This window comes from Corallococcus aberystwythensis, from assembly GCF_003612165.1.
GTDB classification, from domain to species: Bacteria; Myxococcota; Myxococcia; order Myxococcales; family Myxococcaceae; genus Corallococcus; species Corallococcus aberystwythensis.
In genome coordinates, this window is the sequence record NZ_RAWK01000009.1 from 1 (window position 1) to 18,282 (window position 18,282).

At 69.2% G+C, this 18,282-nt stretch carries 18 protein-coding genes; 10 read left to right on the plus strand and 8 right to left on the minus strand.

The window, feature by feature from the left end:
- Positions 1-27: 27 nt before the first annotated feature.
- The 3 genes from D7W81_RS02380 to D7W81_RS02390 all read left to right on the plus strand — a co-directional run bounded on the left by D7W81_RS02380 (position 28) and on the right by D7W81_RS02390 (position 4,766).
- Positions 28-801 (plus strand): hypothetical protein, encoded by a 774-nt coding sequence (locus D7W81_RS02380; protein ID WP_120553673.1) that lies wholly within the window; start codon positions 28-30, stop codon positions 799-801.
- Between the two features lie 224 nt (positions 802-1,025).
- On the plus strand, positions 1,026-3,572 hold the full coding sequence (locus D7W81_RS44000) for an aminotransferase class III-fold pyridoxal phosphate-dependent enzyme (protein ID WP_208721124.1): 2,547 nt from the start codon (positions 1,026-1,028) through the stop codon (positions 3,570-3,572).
- Positions 3,573-3,617: 45 nt separating this feature from the next.
- A complete protein-coding gene (locus D7W81_RS02390) occupies positions 3,618-4,766 on the plus strand; it encodes a GNAT family N-acetyltransferase (protein WP_120553675.1) in 1,149 nt (382 codons plus the stop codon).
- Positions 4,767-4,801: 35 nt separating this feature from the next.
- Here D7W81_RS02390 and D7W81_RS02395 read toward each other — a convergent pair whose 3' ends face one another.
- From D7W81_RS02395 to D7W81_RS02415, 5 genes are read right to left on the minus strand one after another with little or no spacing between them, the layout of a single operon-like run.
- Positions 4,802-5,491, minus strand: coding sequence for a hypothetical protein (locus D7W81_RS02395; RefSeq protein WP_120553676.1), 690 nt, complete (start codon positions 5,489-5,491; stop codon positions 4,802-4,804).
- A complete protein-coding gene (locus tag D7W81_RS02400; RefSeq protein ID WP_120553677.1) occupies positions 5,482-6,492 on the minus strand; it encodes a hypothetical protein in 1,011 nt (336 codons plus the stop codon). Before D7W81_RS02400 ends, D7W81_RS02395 begins: the two co-directional genes overlap by 10 nt.
- Positions 6,486-8,102, minus strand: coding sequence for a pilus assembly protein TadG-related protein (locus tag D7W81_RS42925; RefSeq protein ID WP_208721126.1), 1,617 nt, complete (start codon positions 8,100-8,102; stop codon positions 6,486-6,488). The genes D7W81_RS02400 and D7W81_RS42925 overlap by 7 nt, the downstream gene beginning before the upstream one ends.
- On the minus strand, positions 8,099-8,869 hold the full coding sequence (locus D7W81_RS02410; protein ID WP_120553678.1) for a TadE/TadG family type IV pilus assembly protein: 771 nt from the start codon (positions 8,867-8,869) through the stop codon (positions 8,099-8,101). The genes D7W81_RS42925 and D7W81_RS02410 overlap by 4 nt, the downstream gene beginning before the upstream one ends.
- 60 nt (positions 8,870-8,929) lie before the next feature.
- Positions 8,930-9,436, minus strand: a complete 507-nt coding sequence (locus tag D7W81_RS02415; protein ID WP_120553679.1) for a hypothetical protein — start codon at positions 9,434-9,436, stop codon at positions 8,930-8,932.
- A 130-nt stretch (positions 9,437-9,566) separates the two neighbouring features.
- Between D7W81_RS02415 and D7W81_RS02420 the strand changes: the two genes are divergently transcribed.
- Positions 9,567-10,292: a hypothetical protein gene (locus D7W81_RS02420; protein WP_147445323.1), complete on the plus strand. Its 726-nt coding sequence runs from the start codon at positions 9,567-9,569 to the stop codon at positions 10,290-10,292.
- 77 nt (positions 10,293-10,369) lie between these two features.
- The gene (locus tag D7W81_RS02425) at positions 10,370-10,798 is read left to right on the plus strand and encodes a tellurite resistance TerB family protein (RefSeq protein WP_120553681.1); all 429 of its coding nucleotides are present in this window, start codon (positions 10,370-10,372) and stop codon (positions 10,796-10,798) included.
- Positions 10,799-10,874: 76 nt separating this feature from the next.
- Here D7W81_RS02425 and rnhA read toward each other — a convergent pair whose 3' ends face one another.
- Positions 10,875-11,342: a ribonuclease HI gene (rnhA, locus tag D7W81_RS02430; protein WP_120553682.1), complete on the minus strand. Its 468-nt coding sequence runs from the start codon at positions 11,340-11,342 to the stop codon at positions 10,875-10,877.
- A 71-nt stretch (positions 11,343-11,413) separates the two neighbouring features.
- Here rnhA and D7W81_RS02435 point away from each other — a divergent pair, with 71 nt between their 5' ends.
- Entirely contained in the window at positions 11,414-12,322 is a 909-nt protein-coding gene (locus D7W81_RS02435; RefSeq protein ID WP_244226922.1) for an aspartyl/asparaginyl beta-hydroxylase domain-containing protein, read from the plus strand.
- A gap of 63 nt (positions 12,323-12,385) precedes the next feature.
- The gene (locus tag D7W81_RS02440; protein ID WP_208721128.1) at positions 12,386-13,267 is read left to right on the plus strand and encodes an ADP-ribosylglycohydrolase family protein; all 882 of its coding nucleotides are present in this window, start codon (positions 12,386-12,388) and stop codon (positions 13,265-13,267) included.
- Between the two features lie 25 nt (positions 13,268-13,292).
- On the opposite strand, the gene D7W81_RS02445 is transcribed toward D7W81_RS02440, so the two are convergent.
- Entirely contained in the window at positions 13,293-14,516 is a 1,224-nt protein-coding gene (locus tag D7W81_RS02445) for an ankyrin repeat domain-containing protein (RefSeq protein WP_158621405.1), read from the minus strand.
- A 103-nt stretch (positions 14,517-14,619) separates the two neighbouring features.
- Positions 14,620-15,474: a hypothetical protein gene (locus tag D7W81_RS02450; RefSeq protein WP_147445324.1), complete on the minus strand. Its 855-nt coding sequence runs from the start codon at positions 15,472-15,474 to the stop codon at positions 14,620-14,622.
- Positions 15,475-15,652: 178 nt separating this feature from the next.
- On the opposite strand from D7W81_RS02450, the gene D7W81_RS02455 reads away from it, so the two are divergent.
- The 3 genes from D7W81_RS02455 to D7W81_RS02465 all read left to right on the plus strand — a co-directional run bounded on the left by D7W81_RS02455 (position 15,653) and on the right by D7W81_RS02465 (position 18,212).
- The gene (locus D7W81_RS02455; protein ID WP_167508023.1) at positions 15,653-16,723 is read left to right on the plus strand and encodes a Gfo/Idh/MocA family protein; all 1,071 of its coding nucleotides are present in this window, start codon (positions 15,653-15,655) and stop codon (positions 16,721-16,723) included.
- A 155-nt stretch (positions 16,724-16,878) separates the two neighbouring features.
- The gene (locus tag D7W81_RS02460; protein WP_147445325.1) at positions 16,879-17,703 is read left to right on the plus strand and encodes a hypothetical protein; all 825 of its coding nucleotides are present in this window, start codon (positions 16,879-16,881) and stop codon (positions 17,701-17,703) included.
- 104 nt (positions 17,704-17,807) lie between these two features.
- Positions 17,808-18,212: a DoxX family protein gene (locus D7W81_RS02465; protein ID WP_120553688.1), complete on the plus strand. Its 405-nt coding sequence runs from the start codon at positions 17,808-17,810 to the stop codon at positions 18,210-18,212.
- Positions 18,213-18,282 lie beyond the last annotated feature (70 nt).

Genomic DNA, 18,282 nt, shown 5'->3' on the forward strand with positions numbered 1-18,282 from the left:
GGGGATGACTGTCGTCAGGAGCGCCCCATGTCCCAGCAAGCCCACCGCCCCGCGCCGCCCACCGCCGACGAGACGACCGACGCGCCCGGGTCCGTGGCCGCGGAGACGGCGGAGGCGCCTCCTCCGCTCGCGGCCCTGCTGGCCCGGGTGAAAGCGCCTGGGATGGTGCGGGCGGACATCGACGCGCTCATCGCGGCGATGGGCCGTGCCCCCTCCGCGGACGAGTCGCTCCGGGAGCGGGCGGACCTGCTGCTGGGACTGATGTCGCGCGACAACCCCGTGGGCAAGTACAGGGGAGAGAACTGGACGACGGTGCGTCAGGCGGCCAAGGCCGCCCTGCTGGACCTGGGGCATCCGTACGCGCTGGAGCTGCCGCCCGAAATGCTGGAGTCGTACCCGTCCGCTCCCCCCGTCGATGACAGCACGCGCACGGGACCGGGCCCCGGGGCAGGAAGCGTCGTCGTCACGCTGCTGTCCTCGTTGCACCAGACGGGCCTCATCAGCCTGGTCGCGGCGTTCACCGGCGCCAGGCGGTTCGACTGGGACTCCTCACTGGGGCAATCCCTCATCCTCGGGATGCTGGGGGTGTGGCTTCCCGCGCTGTGCTCCTTCCTGGGCCACAGCCTGGGGAAGCGCTGGCTGCAAGTCATTGGCGCGGTGGGGCTGTGGTTGCTGTTCGCCGGCTGGGGACTGGCGAGCCTCGCGGGCACGGCCTCCATGGGCCCCGGCAGCCTCCTGCTGCTGCCCTGGCACCTGGCATTGTGGGCCGCCATCGTGATGCGTCCGGTCTCGGAGACCTGACCTGCCCGCTTGACTGGGCCAGCTGAAGGGCCGCCTGGCTGCATGCGTGGCGATCCCCTTCCGGCTCGTCGCACGTCACAAACCGCCTGTCCCGAGTCCATTGCCGTGCCGTTTTCACGCACGCACTCCACCTCGCACGTCGAGGGTGGAGCACAAGGACTTGGATGCACCCCTTTACCCAATATGTGAATCCCTCGCTCGGCAGGCTGCTGCAGACCCTGCATATGGACAAACGCTTCGTGAAGGGCGAAGGCTGCTTCCTTCACGACGCCGAAGACAGGCGCTACCTCGACTTCGTCGCTGCGTATGGCGCCCTGCCTTTCGGGTTCAACCCGCCCGAACTCTGGCAGGTGCTCCACGAGGTGGAGCAGCGCCTGGAGCCCTCGTTCGTGCAGCCCTCGGCACTGGATGCCGCGGGTGCGCTTGCCGAGAAGCTGATTGAGAAAGGTCCGCCGGGCCTTCGCTACGTCACCTTCGCCAACAGCGGTGCCGAGGCGGTGGAGGCAGCCATCAAGCTGTGTCGCGCATCCACGGGACGCCTGGGCATCCTGACCACCCACAACTCCTTCCACGGCAAGACGCTCGGAGCCCTCTCTGCCACCGGCAACGACCATTACCAGCAGGGCTTCGGTGCCCCAGTGGCCGGCTTCGAACGCATCCCCCATGGGGACCTCGATGCCTTGCGACAGGTCCTGGAGGAACGCGCCGGGCAGTTCGCGGCGTTCCTCCTGGAGCCCATCCAGGGCGAGGGGGGCATCGTCGTGCCACCCGCCGGCTACCTCGCGGCGGCAAAGGAGCTGTGCCACGCGCACGGCGTCCTCTTCGTGCTGGATGAGATCCAAACGGGACTGGGCCGGACGGGCCACCTCTTCGCCTGTGAGGCCGAAGGCGTCACCCCCGACGTGATGACCGTGGCCAAGGCACTCGGAGGAGGACTGCTCCCCATCGGTGCGATGCTCTACACCGAGGCCGCCTACACCGAGAAGTTCGTGCTGAAGCACTCCTCGACGTTCGCCGGCAACACCCTGGCCTGCCGGGTGGGTCTGCGCGTCCTGGAGATGCTGACGCGGGATGACCGGGCGCTCGTGCGCCAGGTGGCGGAGAATGGAGCCTTCCTGAAAGCCGGCTTGGAGGAGCTGCGGCTTCGCTACCCCCATGTGCTTCGCGCAGTGCGGGGGCAGGGCTACCTGTTGGGGCTCGAGTTCCAGGTCGATCTGGACTCCTACGGACACGCCAGCCTCCTGGCCGTGCTGGCCGAGCAGAAGAACCTCATCCCGCTGCTCTCCAGCTACCTGCTCGAGGTGGAGGGGCTGCGGGTCGCGCCCACGCTGAACGGCTCTCAGGTCATGCGCATCGAGCCGCCGCTGATCGCCACCCGCGAGATGTGCGCGCAGGCGCTCGGCGCGTTGGATCGGATGCTGAGCGCGCTGGCCGCGGGCGACACCGCCGAGTTGGTTCATCACCTGCTGGGCATGGAGTCCCGCCCGCGGCTCCCGGCGCTGTCGCCCGGACAGCGCCGGCCTGCTCGGACCGGGACTCCCCAGGAGGGCCGGTTCGCCTTCCTGGTCCATCCGGTCACCCTGAGCAACTACACCGAATTCGACAGGAGCCTGGGGGAGCTCCAATCCGACGAGCTGCGGCGGCTCTCCCATCACTTCAATGACCTGATCACGCCCTTCGTGGCCGGGACGACGCGGATCGTGGCCGATGACGGGAGAACAGCCTACGGCGAGTTCATCGTCGTGCCGCGCACCGCCGAGGAGTTCCTGAGGATGCCGTCCACGCAGGCTCAGGCCGAAGTGCGGGCCGCGGTGGACCTCGCTCGGAAGCGAGGAGCACACGTCGTGGGCCTGGGCGCCTACACTTCCGTCGTCACGCGGGGCGGCCTGAGCCTGCGCAAGTCGCCGGTGGCCCTGACCACGGGCAACAGCTACACCGTCGTGTCGGCGGTGGACGCGGTCTCCCAGGTGATGCGGGGGCTTGAGCTCCAGCTCTCTGAGTCAACCGTGGCCGTGGTCGGGGCGACGGGCGCCATCGGCCGGGCGACGACCCTCCTCCTCGCGAAAGAGGTGGGCCGCCTCATTCTGCTGGGCAACCCTGCCCGGCCGGAGCGAAGCCGCCTGCGGCTGCTGCAGGTGGCGCTGGAGCTCTGCCAGTTCCTCGTCAGTCAGCTTCAGGAGGGCCAGGCCTTCCCCGCCGGCTCCCTGGGGGAGGCCGTGCGGAGCCTGGGTCCGCTGCCCATGAACGACCTGACGCCGGAGCATCTCGTACACCTGGTGGCGTGCCTGGAGCAGCAGGGGCAGCTGGTCCTCTCAACCGAGCTCGGCGACATGCTGTCCCAGGCCGACGTGGTCGTGACCGCCACCAGCAGCGTCGAGAAGCTGGTGACCCCCGAACTGCTGAAGGTTGGGGCGGTGGTCTGCGACCTCTCCCGTCCACCGAATGTCTCCCGGGCCGTGAAGCAGGCCCGGCCGGATGTCCTGGTCATCGACGGAGGCGTGGTGGCGGTCCCGGGGCGGCCAGAGCTCGGCTGGAGCTTCGGCTTCGAGAAGGGGCTGGCCTATGCCTGCATGGCCGAGACGATGATCCTCGGGCTGGATCACCACTACGAAGACACCTCCCTGGGAGCCGACCTCAACCTGCCGACCATCCTCCGGCTGCGCCAGAGGGGGGAGGCGTTGGGCTTCAAGACCTCCTGGTTCCGGAGCTTCGACCGCCCACTGTCGGTCACGGAGTGGGACCACCACGTGAAGCTGCGACAGGGCGCGTAGGTCACGCGAGGCCCGCCTCACATTCGACACCCCAAGAGCGCCCCCATGTCCGAGATCGAAATCTGTTCAAGCATCACCGCCATTCCTCACGACGAGTGGCAGGCAATGGTCCCTGCCGATGATCCACGCTGGAACTGGTCCTTCTTCAAGGCGATGGAATCCAGTGCCATCGGTCCAGATGGCTTCGTGTACTTCGTGCGGAGGCAGAACGGGCGGAGGGTGGCCATCCTGCCCGCCTGCTGGTACGCGGGGCTGCCGCTGGAAGTCGCGGCCGGGCAATCCTGGTCGCTGGAAGGGATTCGCCGGCGGTGGCCGGGATTCCTCCGCATCTCCGCGCTCATCTGCGGCCACCCCATGGCGGAAGGGCGGCTGCTGGTAGCTCCCGGCGTGAAGGACGTGGAGCAGGAGACGCTCGTCCACGCAGCCCGGGAGCTGGCGCGGCGGCAGCAACTGCGCTGGCTCATCTTCAAGGACTTCAGGGACGAGGAGCGCATGCAGGTGTTCCCCGGAGAGCTCCTGCCCCCCTTCTTCGCCGCGGAGTCCATGCCCGATGCCGTCCTCTCGCTGCCAGGCAATGGCTTCGAGGACTACGTGGCCCAGCTGAAACCCAAGGCGCGGCGGAATCTGCGCAGCAAGCTGCGCAAGTTCGAGGGCACCCCGGGCGTTCGCATCGAGGTGCTCGAGGACTTCCGCCACCTCATCCCCCAGCTTCTGCCGCTCTACCGGCAGGTCTACGAGCGGGCCGAGGCCCGGCTGGAGCTGCTGACGCCGGAGTTCTTCTCCTCGCTGATGGACAACCGCGAGCTGGGGGCCGTGGTGCTCGCATGCTGGAAGGAAGAGCAGCTGCTCGGGTTCCTCCTCTGCCTGTTCTCCAACGGGAAGTGCGTGAACCTGCGGGTGGGACTGGACTATGAGCGGGCCCACGAACTGCACGTCTACTTCGCGCTCTACGCCGAGAACATCCGGCTGGCCATGGCGCGGGGATGCCGGGAGATCAACTTCTGCCAGACCAGCTACCAGGCCAAGCTTGAGCTGGGCTGCCACCTGCGACCGAGCTCACACGTGATGACCCACAGCCATCCGCTGCTGCGGCCGCTGGCGCGGCGATACATGCCCCGGATGCTGGCGCAGTACCGACACAGCAAGCTGGTTCGAGCCCACCTCGCGCAACCCCAGCCCCAGGTCGCGGACTGATGGGCTTCGTCAGGGACGTGGTCCGGCCCACACCCTCAGGGCTGGACGCCGCGCAGCAGCTCCGCGTTGGCCATCTCCTGGACCAGCAGGACGGTGCGCTCCGTGACGCCCGGGGCCACCGTCAGCGCGATGCGCTCCGTGCCCTTCACGAACTCGTCGTCCGGCCGCGCCTCGTAGCCCAGCGCGGTGAGCTTCTCCTTGTAGAACGCGCGGATCTCCGCCGGGGTCGCCGTCGTCGTGTAGTTCATCGACTTCATCCACTCGAGCTGGGTGCTCATCACGGCACCGCTGCCCGGGTAGACGGGCGCGAAGGGCGGGACCTTCTTCGTCTCGCGCTTGCCCAGGTTCGCGGAGCTGACGATGACCGTCGTCGCGCCCGGCCCCGACGGCTGGAAGAGGACCGTGTACGAGATGAGGTTCTCCGTATCCAGCCCCGTCACCTGCTCGCCCAGCTTGAGCTTCAGCGCCTCCGTCTCCTCCGCGATGTACAGGCCGTTGCGGCCGAACAGCGCGCGGAAGTGGGCCTTCAGCGTCGCCACGTCCTTGCTGGAGACGAGCGTCGAGGTCTCGATGGTGACGCCGTCGACGACGGTCTTCTCCCCGGCCGTCGGCTTCGACACCGCGCCCGGGACGTCCTTCGCGAAGGGCTGCACGGCCGGGGGCGCGGCCAGCGCGCACGTCGCCGCGAACACGACGGCGGCGCAGACGCTCCGGTTCAGTCGCACGTGTATCTCCCCAGGTAGACGAAGTTCGTCGACGTGGATGCGCGAAGCGAGGTCGCGTCGTTGTACGCGACGCGATAGGTCCCTCGCACGCCCCCCGCCAGGTTGTAGTCCATGGGCTGCGTCTGCCAGATGCGCTCGTGGGCCTCGCCGAAGGTGCCCGACTCCTCGCCCCGGAAGCTCAGGTAGAAGCCCGTCACGCGCCCGTCGGGGCTGCTTCCCGTCACGCGCTCCGCGAAGCGCTCCGGCGCGCCAGTCCACCCCATGGAGCGGTCCCAGGTGTCGTGCGTGAGGCTGTGGAACGCCCGGTTCGCGCAGCGCAGCCCGGGGACGTCGTCCTGGAGGAGGATGCACTCCTCGGCCTCGCCCAGGTCCGACGTGAGGCCATGGTCCCCCAAGAGGAGGTTCAGGCGGCCCTGACAGCCAGCGCCCCCCGCCGGCCGGCCCATCCCGCACAGGGCATACGCGCGGCGCGTGAGGTGAGGGGCGGTGAAGAGCCCGTTGTTCGCGTCGTCGAGGAACTGCGTGGGGACGTTGATGGTGCTCACGCTGCCCTGCGTGACGCACGAGAGCGAGCCCGGCTCGCCATAGGCGGGCGCATTCGCGGTCGCCGCGATGTCGAAGCCGTTGCCCGGGTTCGTGTCACGGGTGCACGTCGTGATGAGCTCGTTCGCCCGGGTGAAGACCAGCGTGGGCGCCGGGCCGTTCGCCCTGCTCTGCCGGCCGTCCCAGTTCCCGTAGCGCTGATTGGTATCCAGGGTGGACTGCGGCGCGGCGATCCTCGAGGCGTCGTACCAGGAGTCGCCGTCCACACCCGGGCGCTCTACGCGGTGCGCGGTGGAATCCCACGCCGCCGCCGCCACCGCCTCGTGGGCCTTGAGCGACAGGTGCGTGAGCTCCGCGAAGTGCAGGCCGAAGATGAGCACGGTGACGAACACGCCCAGCCCCAGCACGAGCTCCGCCATCGCCTGGCCGCGCGTCCCCGCTCTCGCGCGCGTCACCATGCGACGTACCCGTTCGCCCGCAGGCTCTCGAGCGCGCCCTGTGCACCGGAGGAGCCGGTGCCCGACAGGAAGTCGTCCGTCTGGCCGTCGAAGGTGGACAGCGTGGGCTGGCCGGGGTCCGGCCGGTCCACGGAGAAGCGCGTCAGCCCCGCGCGCCAGTAGGGCGCGAACAGGTTGGGCGGCTCCGACGAGTGCCCGAACCGGTGGTAGTAGGCGACGCCGGAGCCCACGGCCACCTGGTGTGGCGGTCCGCCCAGGTACTGCCCGCCCGACAGGTCCACGCGCCGGTCCGCGGGCGTGAAGCGGAAGTTGAACGACAGGTCCCACACGTCGCGCTCGGGCACGTAGTCGCGCGACAGCGCCGTCACCAGCTTGGGCTGCCCGCGCAGGTTCTGTGCGTCCGCGACCTGCGAGCCGTTGAAGTCGACGAAGGGGGGGAACGTCTGGAACGCGTGGATGGCGCCGTGGCCCACGCCGTTGTGCTGCGTCGTCGACACCTGCGCGTCGCTGATGTCCACGTCGCGGCCCACGAGGCCCACGGCGATGGAGATGACGTAGGCGGGGATCGGTGACTGGCAGCGCACCCAGTCGCCGAACACCGGCGACAGCGCCACGAAGGCGGTCCGCGTGCGGCCTCCCTCGCCGTCGTGGGCGCGCGGATCATACGGGCGGCCTGACGGGTTGGTCGTGAAGCCAGCGTCGTAGTAGCCCTTCCCGTTGCGCGACGAGCTGAAGAAGATGTGCCCACCCGCGTAGAGGGTGTAGGCGCGCATGGAGAGGCTGTCGGAGGACGCGAACCGGTCCCACTTCTTGCCCTCCGCGCGGTCGCGCAGGAAGGGATGGCCGCGGCTGCCCATCACGATGTGCCCCACCTCGTGCGGCTCCTCACCGTGGACCGGGGCCGCGTGGTCGAACACCGCGTCCGCCAGCTCGCGCCCGGTGACGTCCGTCCCCGCGGGCTGGACCTGGACCTCGCCTGGCGCGGTGAGCCTCGCCTGGTTGAGGTATTGCTGCGCGAAGCCTGTCGGGCCGTTTCCCGCTCGCTCCCGGGCGCGTGCCAGCACCTCCACCTGCGCTTCATGGATGCGCTGCGCCGCGTTCCAGCGCGGCAGCGTCTCCGCCGCGAAGAGCTCGTTGTCCTGCCGCAGCTTGCTGCGGGTCCTGTTGGCGTGATTCGTCGCCAGCACGGCCAGCGCCAGGCTCTGCGCCAGACCGTTGGCGCACGGGCGGCACAGCGGCTTGGGAGGCCAGATGCACTGGATGACGGTGTTGAACGCGTAGGGGACCGCCATCAACTGGAAGAGCGTCGCCGCGTTGTCCGCGTGCTTCCAGTACAGCGTGGACCAGGAGATGAGGCTCAGCGTGCCCAGGGTGGACACGGCGTGCGCCACCTGCACGCGGTTCATCACCGCCACCGCGTTGTACGCGCGCGCGGTGGCCACCGCCGAGCTGTACGCGGATGCGTCCGCCAACGTCTGCAGCTCCATGCGCTCCTTGACCTTGGAGCCCATGGACAGCGTCATGCAGACCATCACGGTGAGCAGGAGCAGGGTCAGCGCGAACAGCACCAGCGTCTGACCGCGTGTGAACCACCCGGGCCTCGTGCTCATGGCGTGAACCCCGGCGCGGCGCACCCGGCCGCGGCGAACTCGGAGAGGCGCGGCGGCGTCATCATGCGCATGGTGGAGGTGACCTCGATGGGGAACGCGTAGTGCCCGCGCGCGATGCGCCGGCCCAGTTCGGCGGCGGTCCGGGCCGCGAGCTGGGGAGCCTCTTGCTCCCAGTCCGCGCGGTGCGCGACGAACAGCGGGTTCGCCTCCGTGTAGCTCTGGATGCCCAGGCGCGCCGCGGCCATCCGCGAGAACACCCAGTCCGCGAACGGGATGCGCAGGGGCGCCCAGAACACCATCCGGACCTCCAGCCGCAGCGGCTCGGTCCGGCCGCCGCGCGGCAGGGGCTGGTCGAACGCGACCACGTCGTCCGCCGTGGGCCGGGGCTGCTCCCGCACCAGCCACACGAGCGCCTCGTCAGCGCCGCCGACCCCGTCCCACCCCGCGCCCTTGTAGCCGCCGTAGTGGTTGTCGCGGAAGCGCCCGAACGACCGGCCCAGCTTCTCTCCCGGGGTGGCCCCCGGGTTCGTGGCGCCGAGGAACGAGTGCACCATGGGCAGCACGGAGAGGAGCGCCGCGTGCGTCATGGGCGTGCACGCGCCGTGGTTCACGGAGCCCACCCGCGTCGCCTGGAACACGCCGTACTGCGCCAGCAGGCGGGACTGGGACAGCAGGAAGAGCTGCATGCTCCCCAGGATGAGGAACAGGACGAGCGGCAGCGTCAGCGCTGATTCCACCGCCGCCTGTCCGGATTCGCGCCCCATCATGGCTTCTCTTTCTCGGGTGGGGTGGACGGCGGGGAGCGGAGGCCCCCGGCCGGGCTCCACCTACTCCGTATTCTCCGCCGTACAGCCGGTGGCACCGCAGTTCTTCGGGATGAACCGCCGGGCCTGCTCGACCTGCTTCGCCGCATCCGGGCAGACGATCTGCTGGCCCTTCTTGTCGCGGCAGAACATCTTCGACGCCTGCTCCATCGCCTCGCGCATCTGCTGCGCTTCGGCCGCCGTGCACCTGCGCATCCCGCCGTTGGCCCCGACGCAGTTCTTCTCGGCGCGGCGCTGCTGGGCCACCTCGCGCTTGTCGTCGGTTCGCTGGCACTGCGCGAAGCAGGCCTCCGCGGAGCTGCTGCAATGCTCACGGCACTTCTCGCCCTCGGCGCAGCTGACGGTGCAGCTGGACTGGCGCTGCGCGCACTTCTGCGCGCACCGGTCGTCCGCGCGCGCCGCCAGGGGCACCAGCACCCACGCGAGGAGGATGGCGCAGGCCCAGGGCACCGCGGTGAGCGGTCGCGCGGAAACGGCCTCTGGTTGGGGACGGGGGTGGTTGAACGGCATGTCAGGGTGCCCCCTTCTCAAGGGCGGACCCAGGGTATGACTGGGAGCACCACTGTGTCGAGAAGTGCCCGGAAATCCGGCTTGGGTGGATTGAACGGCAGACGCCTTGTTTCAACGCAAGGCGCCAAGGATGGCTCACCTCGCCCTACACCTGCGGGGCCCGCTCCCTTATGACCGCTACGGCGAGATGATTGCGTCTCCCTATCCGTTCAACGGCGTGGCCAGGTATTGCCTGATGCCTGACGCCTCCGGAAACCGGCACGCCGACGCGAACTGTGATCCGGATCTCGACCCGGGCCTTCCGGATGCGCAGGGCCTGTTGTGTGCCTACGTCCAGGCCCCGGGCCTTCCGGCGGGCTCCCAGAACTACAAGGTCTGCGTGACCCACCTCGGGACGAGCGACGACCCCACGCGCAAGCAGCAGACCGCGTGGATCCGCGCGCTCGTCAAGCCGGACCTGGATGCGGGCAGGGTCGTCAGCGTCTCGGGCGACTTCAACTCCGAGCCGGACATGCCGTCGCTCAACAACATGTACCGGCAGCGGCTGGTGGGCGACTACACCGGGAACGGCGACTTCGTGGACGGCGACGCCACCGACCCTGACTACTTCGCCAAGGCGCCAAGCGGGGTCACCTGCAAGGCCGCCAACCAGAACCGTCCCGCCATGTGCCGCAGCGGGCAGAACACGGCGCACACCACGTCGGGCATCGACAAGAAGATCGACTACGTGTTCTTCCCCATCGAGCGCCTGGACTTCGCGGCCTACGGGAGGTGGGCCATCGACATGTTCCGTAGACCGGGGAACACGTCGCACCACGATCTGCTCGTGGCTGGCGCCAACCTGAAGTTCCCGTGACAAATCCGTTTTCGCTCCGCGCGGGCGCCCATTAACCTGGGTTCCCCAGCAGCCCTGTCCCACCTCTTGGAGACGAAATGACGCGCGAGTACCCCGAGGAACAGCTCCTGGCGTTCGTCCAGGCCATGGCCAACGTGGCGGCCAGCGATGGCCGCGTCACCGAGGACGAGCGTCAGCAGCTCGATGACGTGGTGAGGGGGTTGGGGCTGTCGCCCCGGGATGAGCAGGTCGCCGCGCTCATCGAAAAAGAGTTCCAGAAGCCCGGCAACCTCACGGACATCGTCAGCAAGATTGAAGTCCGTGAGCTGCGGGTCTCCCTGCTGCGCATGCTCATCGAGGTGGCGTGCGCCGACGGAGAGATCGCGACCGAGGAGCGTGCGGCCGTGAAGGACGCCGCCAAGGCCTTCGGCTTCGACGTGGCGTCCGCCGATGAGCTCATCGGCTGGACGCTCGATTCAATCAAGCTCGAGCAGCGCGAGCAGGAGATCATGGCGAAGCTGCTGTGAGGCGGTGAAGCGCGTCCGGCATCTTCTGAAGCCTGGCAATCCCGACGGGTTGCCAGGCTTCTTGTCTTTTCCGCCCCTAGCGTCCGAGCCGGGCCGCCAGCTCGAGCCGGGCCGCCACGGCCAGCGCATCCGCGCGGTTGTTCTCCACGTCCGTCGAGTGGCCCCGCACCCAATGCCAGGTCACCTGATGGGCCCGGACGGCGTCCAGCAGCTCGCGCCACAGGTCCGCGTTGGACACGGGCTTCTTCGCCGACGTGCGCCAGCCATTGCCCTGCCACGCGTCCAGCCACTTCTCCTCGAAGGCGTTGCACACGTACTTCGAGTCGGTGAACACCTGGACGCGGCACGGCATCTTCAGGGCCTTCAGCGCGATGAGCGCCGCGGTCAGCTCCATCCGGTTGTTGGTGGAGTCCGCTTCCGAGCCCTGGAGCTCCTTGCGGTAGTCCTTGCGCTCGGGAGCGATGAGGATGGCGCCCCAGCCTCCCAGGCCGGGGTTCGGCGAACAGGCACCGTCGCAGTAGATGTGGACCAGGGGGAGCGCCATGGAACGCGCACCCTATCCCATCCGCGCGACGGCGCCTGACCTGGACGCTGTGAGCGCCGTCGCGCTATGGCATGCGCACCATGTCCGCCCAGACGTCGCCCCAGGAAATCACCGCGCAAGTGCGCGAGCGCATCGTCAGCCTCGCCCGGGAGGGCGGCTACTTCGACGCGGTGCTGAACGCGGGCGCGGAGCTGGACCGGCTGAAGCACTACCTGCGCATGCTCGCGGGCCAGGTGCCCGCGCCCCCTGCCCGGCCCGAGCAGTCCCCCACCATCTTCCCCCCGTTCCCCGGCCTGGACGAGCACCCGTGGCGCGACCCGCCGCCCCCGGCCGCGCAGGCGCTGGAGGGCTGCCTGGCCGCAGTGACGCGCGACCTGGAGCGGCTGGAGAACGCGGACCTGCTGCACTACGACTCCGGCATCGTCGGCACGGGCCGCTGGTCCGTGCACCCCATCTACTTTGGCGGCGAGCGCACCGACCGGCTCTTCTGGCCCCAGCTCGCCATGGAAGAGACGGCCGCGGCGGTGCGGTCGCTGGATGGCGAGTGCACCGGCTTCCCGCTGGCGGACGTGCTCTTCTCCTCGCACGCACCCGGCACCACGCTGACGCCGCACTGCTCGTGGGACGGCTTCCGGATGCGGCTGCACCTGGGGCTCAAGGTGCCGGAGGGCTGCGGCATCCGCGTGGGGACGGAAGCGCGGCACTGGCAGCCGGGCCGCGTGCTCACCTTCCATGACTCCTTCGAACACGAAACCTGGAACCGGGGCACCGAGCGCCGCGTGGTGCTCATCGCCGACTGCTGGCATCCCGGCCTCACCCTGCCCGAGCGCGAGGCCCTGCTCGGCCTCACGCGCAAGTTCGAGGTCCGCGCGCTGCTCGCCCAGCTGCGCGTGCCCGAAGCCATGTCCGAACCCCTCCTCGTCCGCTTCGCCGAACAGGAACGCACGGACGCCCAGGTGCGCCGCTTCTGGCGCATGTGAGCGCGTCCCGGAAGGCACGCCATGAACAAACTTCCACAAAAGCCATTGGACGCTCCGGCGCGGATGGCTCGCGCCCTTGTCTCGCTGGACGGCGTGTCCGTGGGGGATGCCTTTGGCGAGCGGTTCTTCGGCGCGCATGAGCTCGTGCAGCCCTGGGTGGCGGAGCGCATCCTTCCCCGCGCGCCGTGGGCGTACACCGACGACACGGAGATGGCGCTGTCCGTCGTCCAGGTGCTGGAAGACCACGGCCACGTGGACCCGGACGCGCTCGCCGACCTCTTCGCGAAGCGCTACCGCCGCGACAAGAACCGCGGCTATGGCGGGACCGCGCACGACATCCTGTGGAAGCTGGGGCTGGGATTGCCGTGGCGTGAAGTGTCCGGAGAGGTCTTCGAAGGCCAGGGCTCCATGGGCAACGGAGCGGCCATGCGCGTGGCGCCCCTGGGGGCGTACTTCGCGGGAGACATGAGCCGGGTGGTGGCGGAAGCGCGCGCGTCAGCGGAGGTGACGCACCTGCACCCGGAGGGACAGGCGGGAGCGATTGCCATCGCGGTCGCCGCCGCGTGGGCCTGCCAGGAACCGGAAGCGCGCGGCTCCATGAAGGAGCTCTTCGACACGGTGCTGGACTGCACGCCCGCCGGGGCCACGCGGCAGGGATTGGAGAAGGCCCGGACGTGGCCTCTGGAGGCCAGCCCTTCGTCCGCGGCGCGCACGCTGGGCAGCGGCCAGAAGGTCCTCTCCGAGGACACCGTGCCCTTCGCCGTGTGGTGCGCGGCAAGACACCTCGACTCCTACGAGGAGGCGCTCTGGTGCACGGTGGCCGGGTTCGGAGACCGGGACACCACCTGCGCCATGGTGGGCGGAATCGTCGCCCTGAGCGCGGGGCACGCCTCCATTCCCCCGGCATGGCTCTCCGCCCGGGAGCCCCTGCGCCGGAGGGTGTGACGCGGACTTCCTGCCGCCCTGTCCATCATTGGAAGCCCGCCTGCTTCAGAACCTTCGCGATGGCGGGGCTCCGGTCCGCCTGCTTTCGTAGGAGATCCGTGTCCATGCCATTTCGCCCCGAGCCCTCGATGCGGACTCCCCCCGCGAGGAGCGCCTGGAGAACCCGCACCGCCTCCGCTTCCGGACAAGCGGCGTCCACGCGCAGGGCCTGGGCGTAGAGATACCCACCCGGATGGCTGGCGATGGCCTGTGCAGTCATCTTGCTCAGCAACAGCGAGACGGCCTCCGCGCTACAGCCGTTGACCGCGAACTTGAGAGGTGTGGTGTTGAAGCGCTCGACGTCGGTGCTCGCCCCGGCCTTGAGCAGCAGCTTCACGAGCTCGGGGTTGCCCTTGTCCTTCTGGAGCCGCTCCGTCGCGGCGAGCAGCGGACGATCGTTGTCGAAACGGTTCCCGTTTGCATTCGCCCCCGCCTTCAACAGGACCCGGACCACCTCCGTGTGTCCATTTTGCGTGGCCCTCAGCAGAGGTCCGCGTGATTCACCTGTCCTTCCATTGGCGGAAGCGCCCATTTCAAGGGTCCGCGTCACCTGAGGGAGCAGTCCCGCTTCGGCGAGCGGGGTGAGGGGAGGCCGGACTCCCGCGTCCAGCAGCGCGTCGACGAGGGAGACCTGACGTTCGTACAGCGCCATCTCCACGGACTCCTGGAGTTGGTTGTCCCAGCCGCGGGTCTTCTGCGTGGGGACGCCCGCGGACAGAACGGCTTGAAGCAACGGCGTGTCCTTGTGGGCCAGGGCCGTCAGCACCGTGTATTGCAGAATGCCGTCCGAAATCCGTCCCTTTCCCTGCCGGGCAAGGAGGGCCACCTGGGGCGTCGCGCGTGCCTGCACCGCGAGAAGGAAGTCGGCCTCCAACAGGCAGGAGCCGGGAGCCGAGACGCCGGAGGACACCAACCGCGCCTCCACGCGCTTCAACTTGCCGTAGCGGGCGAAGCACACCGCGTTCCAGCCCGGCGGAGGCCAGTAGTGGTCATGTCTGGGAACGATCAGCAGCGGATCCGCTCCGACCTCCAGCAGGAGGTTCGCGGACTTCTCGCTTCCCGCTTCACACGCCACCATCAGGGGGGACTGGAGATGGGGATCGTGGATGTCGTCCGTGTCGTTCCGGGACTGCCCCTTCTTCAAGAGCTCGCGCAAGGTCTCGACGTCGTCGGCGGCGAGCGCCCGCATCATCGGGGGCCGGTAGGGCATGACGGAGGTCGCGTGGCTCGTCCATGCGGCCAGGGAGGCCGCACCGAGTACCGCGCGGAACAGCAAACGCAGGGAGCGCGAGATCATGGGCACGTGAAAGAGGCTAGGGGCTCAACAGCTTCTGCAAGCGGGCATCCTTCGTCCGCAGCATCAGGGTTTCCAGGCACTGCTTCCGGGGCGACTGGCGCCCCCGGCCCGCGGGTTCATACAAACACCCCAGCAGGTCCAGGTCGAACGCGGTGAAGGGCGCGATGCTCGCCGCCTGCCGCAGCTCCTTGACGTCGGTTCGGCCCAGGACGTCGTGGGCCCACCTCCAAAGACAGAGGCGGACCGAATCCGCCGCGCCCAGCACCTCCAGGCATTGGCCCGGGCGCTTGATGCTCGCGGGGACGTCGCTTGTGTTCCCGGAGGGCCCTTCCGGGCGGGCGCCCTGGTAACGGATGCGGGGCCGGGACCTGGTGACTTCACAGTCCTCGGGGCAGTTGCAGCGCTGCTCCCGGGCATCACAGACACCGTCGCCACAGCGCAGGCACATGGGCACGTCGGTGGACTTCGCCTGGGGCTCGCAGGTGCCCTCGGACGGCAGGGCGCCACAGCGGGCCACCAGCCCCTCGCAGCACGGCTCCGCCAGTCCACGAGTTCCCTCTGAACCACAGACGCGGTCACTGGGACGGTTGTGCCGGCTGGCGCAGAACCGCTGGCCGTCGCAGTAGGTCAGCCGGATGCAGCTGTCCGCGAAGTCCCCGCATCGTTCGGGAGAGAGGCCGTCGCACCAGACATCCGCGTACGGTTCGGTGGATGCCTTGACGGGCATCCCCGAGTCAGGCGCTGGCGCGGCGGCAACAACTGGAGCAGCGGCGTTCGAAGCCACTTCCTCTGGCGGCGTGGACTCGGAGCGGCGGGAGCACGCCACCTGCATCCCCAAGAGGGTGAGCACGAGCAGCAGGCTGACGCGCAAGCCGTGCTTCCAGGGAAGAGCCGCGCACGTCGCGAGGGGAAGGAGGGCTTTCCGATGGACAGACATTCCAGCATTCAACCTGAAGGCGCTGGAAGATGGCAGGCCCACCTCTGGCCACAAGGAAGCCACCACGATGGAGGAGCCGCATCCGGTGAAGCCTGCGGCTAGATTCGGCTCCGTGAGCGCCTTCCCGACCACCCTCCCCTCCGTTGAAGCCATTCCCTTGCGCGGAGGGCCCGCGCTGCGCTGGGGCGTGCTCGCGCCGGGCCGCATCGCGGGGGGCTTCGTCTGGGCCCTGCACCGGCACACCGACCAGCGCGTCCACGCAGTCGCCTCGCGGGACCCCGAGCGCGCCCAGCGCTTCGCCTCGCAATACGGCATCGCGCGCGTCCACGCGTCCTACGAGCAGCTTGTCACCGACCCCGACGTCGACATCGTCTACGTGGCGTCTCCCCACAGCGAGCACAAGCGACAGGCCCTGCTCGCCATCGCCGCCGGCAAGCACGTCCTCGTGGAGAAACCGCTCGCGCTCGACGCGGACGAGGCCCGCGACATCGCCCGGGCCGCTCGCGCCGCGGGCGTCTTCGCCATGGAGGCCCTGTGGTCGCGCTTCCTTCCCCAGACGCTGCTCATCGAACAGCTGCTGCGCGATGGCGTGCTTGGGGACATCCAGCTCGTCATGGCGGACTTCGGTGGGCGCTTCGACTTCGACCCCGAAGGCCGCGTCTTCAATCCCGCGCTCGGCGGGGGCGCGCTGCTGGACATCGGCATCTATCCCATCTGGCTCGCGCACTTCGTGCTGGGTCCGCCCCCGCATGTGCACGCCACGGGCTCCCTCACCCAGACGGGCGTGGACGGACAGGCGGCCCTCGTCCTCACCTACCCCGCGGGGGCCCAGGCGCTGCTGCACACCACCCTCTTCGCGGAGACGCCCCAGGAGGCCGTCATCGCGGGGACGCACGCGCGCCTCCAGCTCGACTCGCGCTTCTTCACGCCCGGCGGCTTCACGTTGAAGGCCGCCAGGTCGGACGAGCGGCTGCGCTGGACCGACCCGTCTGGCATCCACGGCAGCGATGGGCTCGCGTGGCAGGCCGCCGCGGTCGCACGACACATCGCGGAAGGGCACAGGGAATCTCCCCTGCATCCGCTCGAGCGCAGCATCGCGCTGCTCGAAACCATCGACGCGGCGCGTGGCCAATTGGGCGTTGTCCACCGCGCCGCGCCACATGACGTGGCGCGCAAGGAATAACGGGAAAGGAAACAAGACCCGGATTCCTGTGACCTGAATTGTCACAAATAGCAGACGTCAATCATTGTCATCCCCCGGCCCGCGAGGGTTTGGGCGTCATGGTCTGTGCGTTGCAGACGGCTGGCCTCCGCTGTCCACACCCCAAGGAGGCACGGATGTCGATGACGCGCGCAGGGATGTTCATGGGCCGGTTGCTGACGGCCACGATGTTGGGAGTTTTCGCGGGCTGTCAGGCGGAGCCCTCGCAGGGTTCGGCGCCCGGCGCCACGGAGCAGGAGGTCGCGGCGGCGAGGAACTGTGTGCAGCGCTTCCCGGGCGTCACCCACTGCGCCACGGGCAACGCGACGCTGAAGTCCACCGAGCGGGGCCTGGAGGCCACCGGGCTGACCCAGCTGGGCCAGGACGGCGTCGTCGGCGCCGTGGGCCATGCGGAAGCCTGGCGGCAGAAGGCCGTCATCGACCTGGGGGCTGGCAACGAGGGCGTGACCTACTACGGCCGCAACGCGGACCAGGTCATCAGCACCATCACCCTGGCTCCGGAGCCGGGCGTCCCGGGCGGGATGCGGCTGCTGCCCACGTTCACCGGGAGCCCGGGCGGCTCCGCCTACTCCATCACCGTGCGCGACCACGGCCAGCCGGTGGCGATGATGCTTCCGCACCGCTGGTGGGAGATGACCTCCGTGCAGATCTGGGCGTACCTGGACCGCGAGCGCCACCCGGATTGGTACTTCTTCCGCGTGGTTGGCGGCGGCACGGGTGAGGGCACCGAAGGCGCCTGCGGCTGGCGCGTGCGCTTCCAGGAGGGGGCGTTCCAGGTCACCCTGGAGGACGGCCGCCAGGTGACGGGCGATGAGATTGAGTTCGTGGAGCAGCTCGCGGACGGCGCCTACCCCTACTCGTCCTTCACGCACATCGGCATGACGGGCGCGGTGGACAAGGTCACCGTCCTGGAAGAGGTCGTGACCCTGAACACGAAGTGATGTCCCCGGGGCCCGCGTCCGGCGCGGACGCGGGCCCGCTGTTATGGTCCCGCCGCGGAACGCCGGGACCACTCCCATCCCCCGGCCCACGCTCGGAGGATGTCATGGGATTCCTGCGGCCCCACGCTGAACGCATCTACGCGCTGCTCCGGATCATGGCCGGACTGATGTTCATGCAGCACGGCCTGCAGAAGCTCTTCGGCCTGTTCGGCGGTGTCCCGGCCGGTGCACCGCCGTTCATCGTCTACGGCGCGGGCACCATCGAGTTCCTGGGCGGAGTGCTCGTCGCGCTCGGGCTGTTCGCCGGGCCCGCGGCGTTCATCTCCAGCGGCACGATGGCGTTCGCCTTCTTCATGGGGCACGTGGTGCCCAACGGGGGCAACATGATCCCCATCGCGAACCAGGGCGAGCTCGCGGCGCTCTACTGCTTCGTCTTCCTCTACATCGCCGCGCACGGCTCGGGCATCTGGAGCGTGGACGCCGCGCGCCGGGGCACACCTCGCGCTTGATTGGCCGCCCGCTTTAAGGCGTCCGTCGAGGGGCCAACGTCTCCGCCCACGTTCGGTCCGGCCCCTGAAG

Coding starts and splice junctions, on each gene's coding strand:
- D7W81_RS02380 (WP_120553673.1), top strand. CDS start 28: ATGTCCCAGCAAGCCCACCGCCCCGCGCCGCCCACCGCCGACGAGACG.
- D7W81_RS44000 (WP_208721124.1), top strand. CDS start 1,026: ATGGACAAACGCTTCGTGAAGGGCGAAGGCTGCTTCCTTCACGACGCC.
- D7W81_RS02390 (WP_120553675.1), top strand. CDS start 3,618: ATGTCCGAGATCGAAATCTGTTCAAGCATCACCGCCATTCCTCACGAC.
- D7W81_RS02400 (WP_120553677.1), bottom strand. CDS start 6,492: ATGGTGACGCGCGCGAGAGCGGGGACGCGCGGCCAGGCGATGGCGGAG.
- D7W81_RS42925 (WP_208721126.1), bottom strand. CDS start 8,102: ATGAGCACGAGGCCCGGGTGGTTCACACGCGGTCAGACGCTGGTGCTG.
- D7W81_RS02410 (WP_120553678.1), bottom strand. CDS start 8,869: ATGATGGGGCGCGAATCCGGACAGGCGGCGGTGGAATCAGCGCTGACG.
- D7W81_RS02415 (WP_120553679.1), bottom strand. CDS start 9,436: ATGCCGTTCAACCACCCCCGTCCCCAACCAGAGGCCGTTTCCGCGCGA.
- D7W81_RS02420 (WP_147445323.1), top strand. CDS start 9,567: ATGGCTCACCTCGCCCTACACCTGCGGGGCCCGCTCCCTTATGACCGC.
- D7W81_RS02425 (WP_120553681.1), top strand. CDS start 10,370: ATGACGCGCGAGTACCCCGAGGAACAGCTCCTGGCGTTCGTCCAGGCC.
- rnhA (WP_120553682.1), bottom strand. CDS start 11,342: ATGGCGCTCCCCCTGGTCCACATCTACTGCGACGGTGCCTGTTCGCCG.
- D7W81_RS02435 (WP_244226922.1), top strand. CDS start 11,414: ATGCGCACCATGTCCGCCCAGACGTCGCCCCAGGAAATCACCGCGCAA.
- D7W81_RS02440 (WP_208721128.1), top strand. CDS start 12,386: ATGGCTCGCGCCCTTGTCTCGCTGGACGGCGTGTCCGTGGGGGATGCC.
- D7W81_RS02445 (WP_158621405.1), bottom strand. CDS start 14,516: ATGCCCTACCGGCCCCCGATGATGCGGGCGCTCGCCGCCGACGACGTC.
- D7W81_RS02460 (WP_147445325.1), top strand. CDS start 16,879: ATGTCGATGACGCGCGCAGGGATGTTCATGGGCCGGTTGCTGACGGCC.
- D7W81_RS02465 (WP_120553688.1), top strand. CDS start 17,808: ATGGGATTCCTGCGGCCCCACGCTGAACGCATCTACGCGCTGCTCCGG.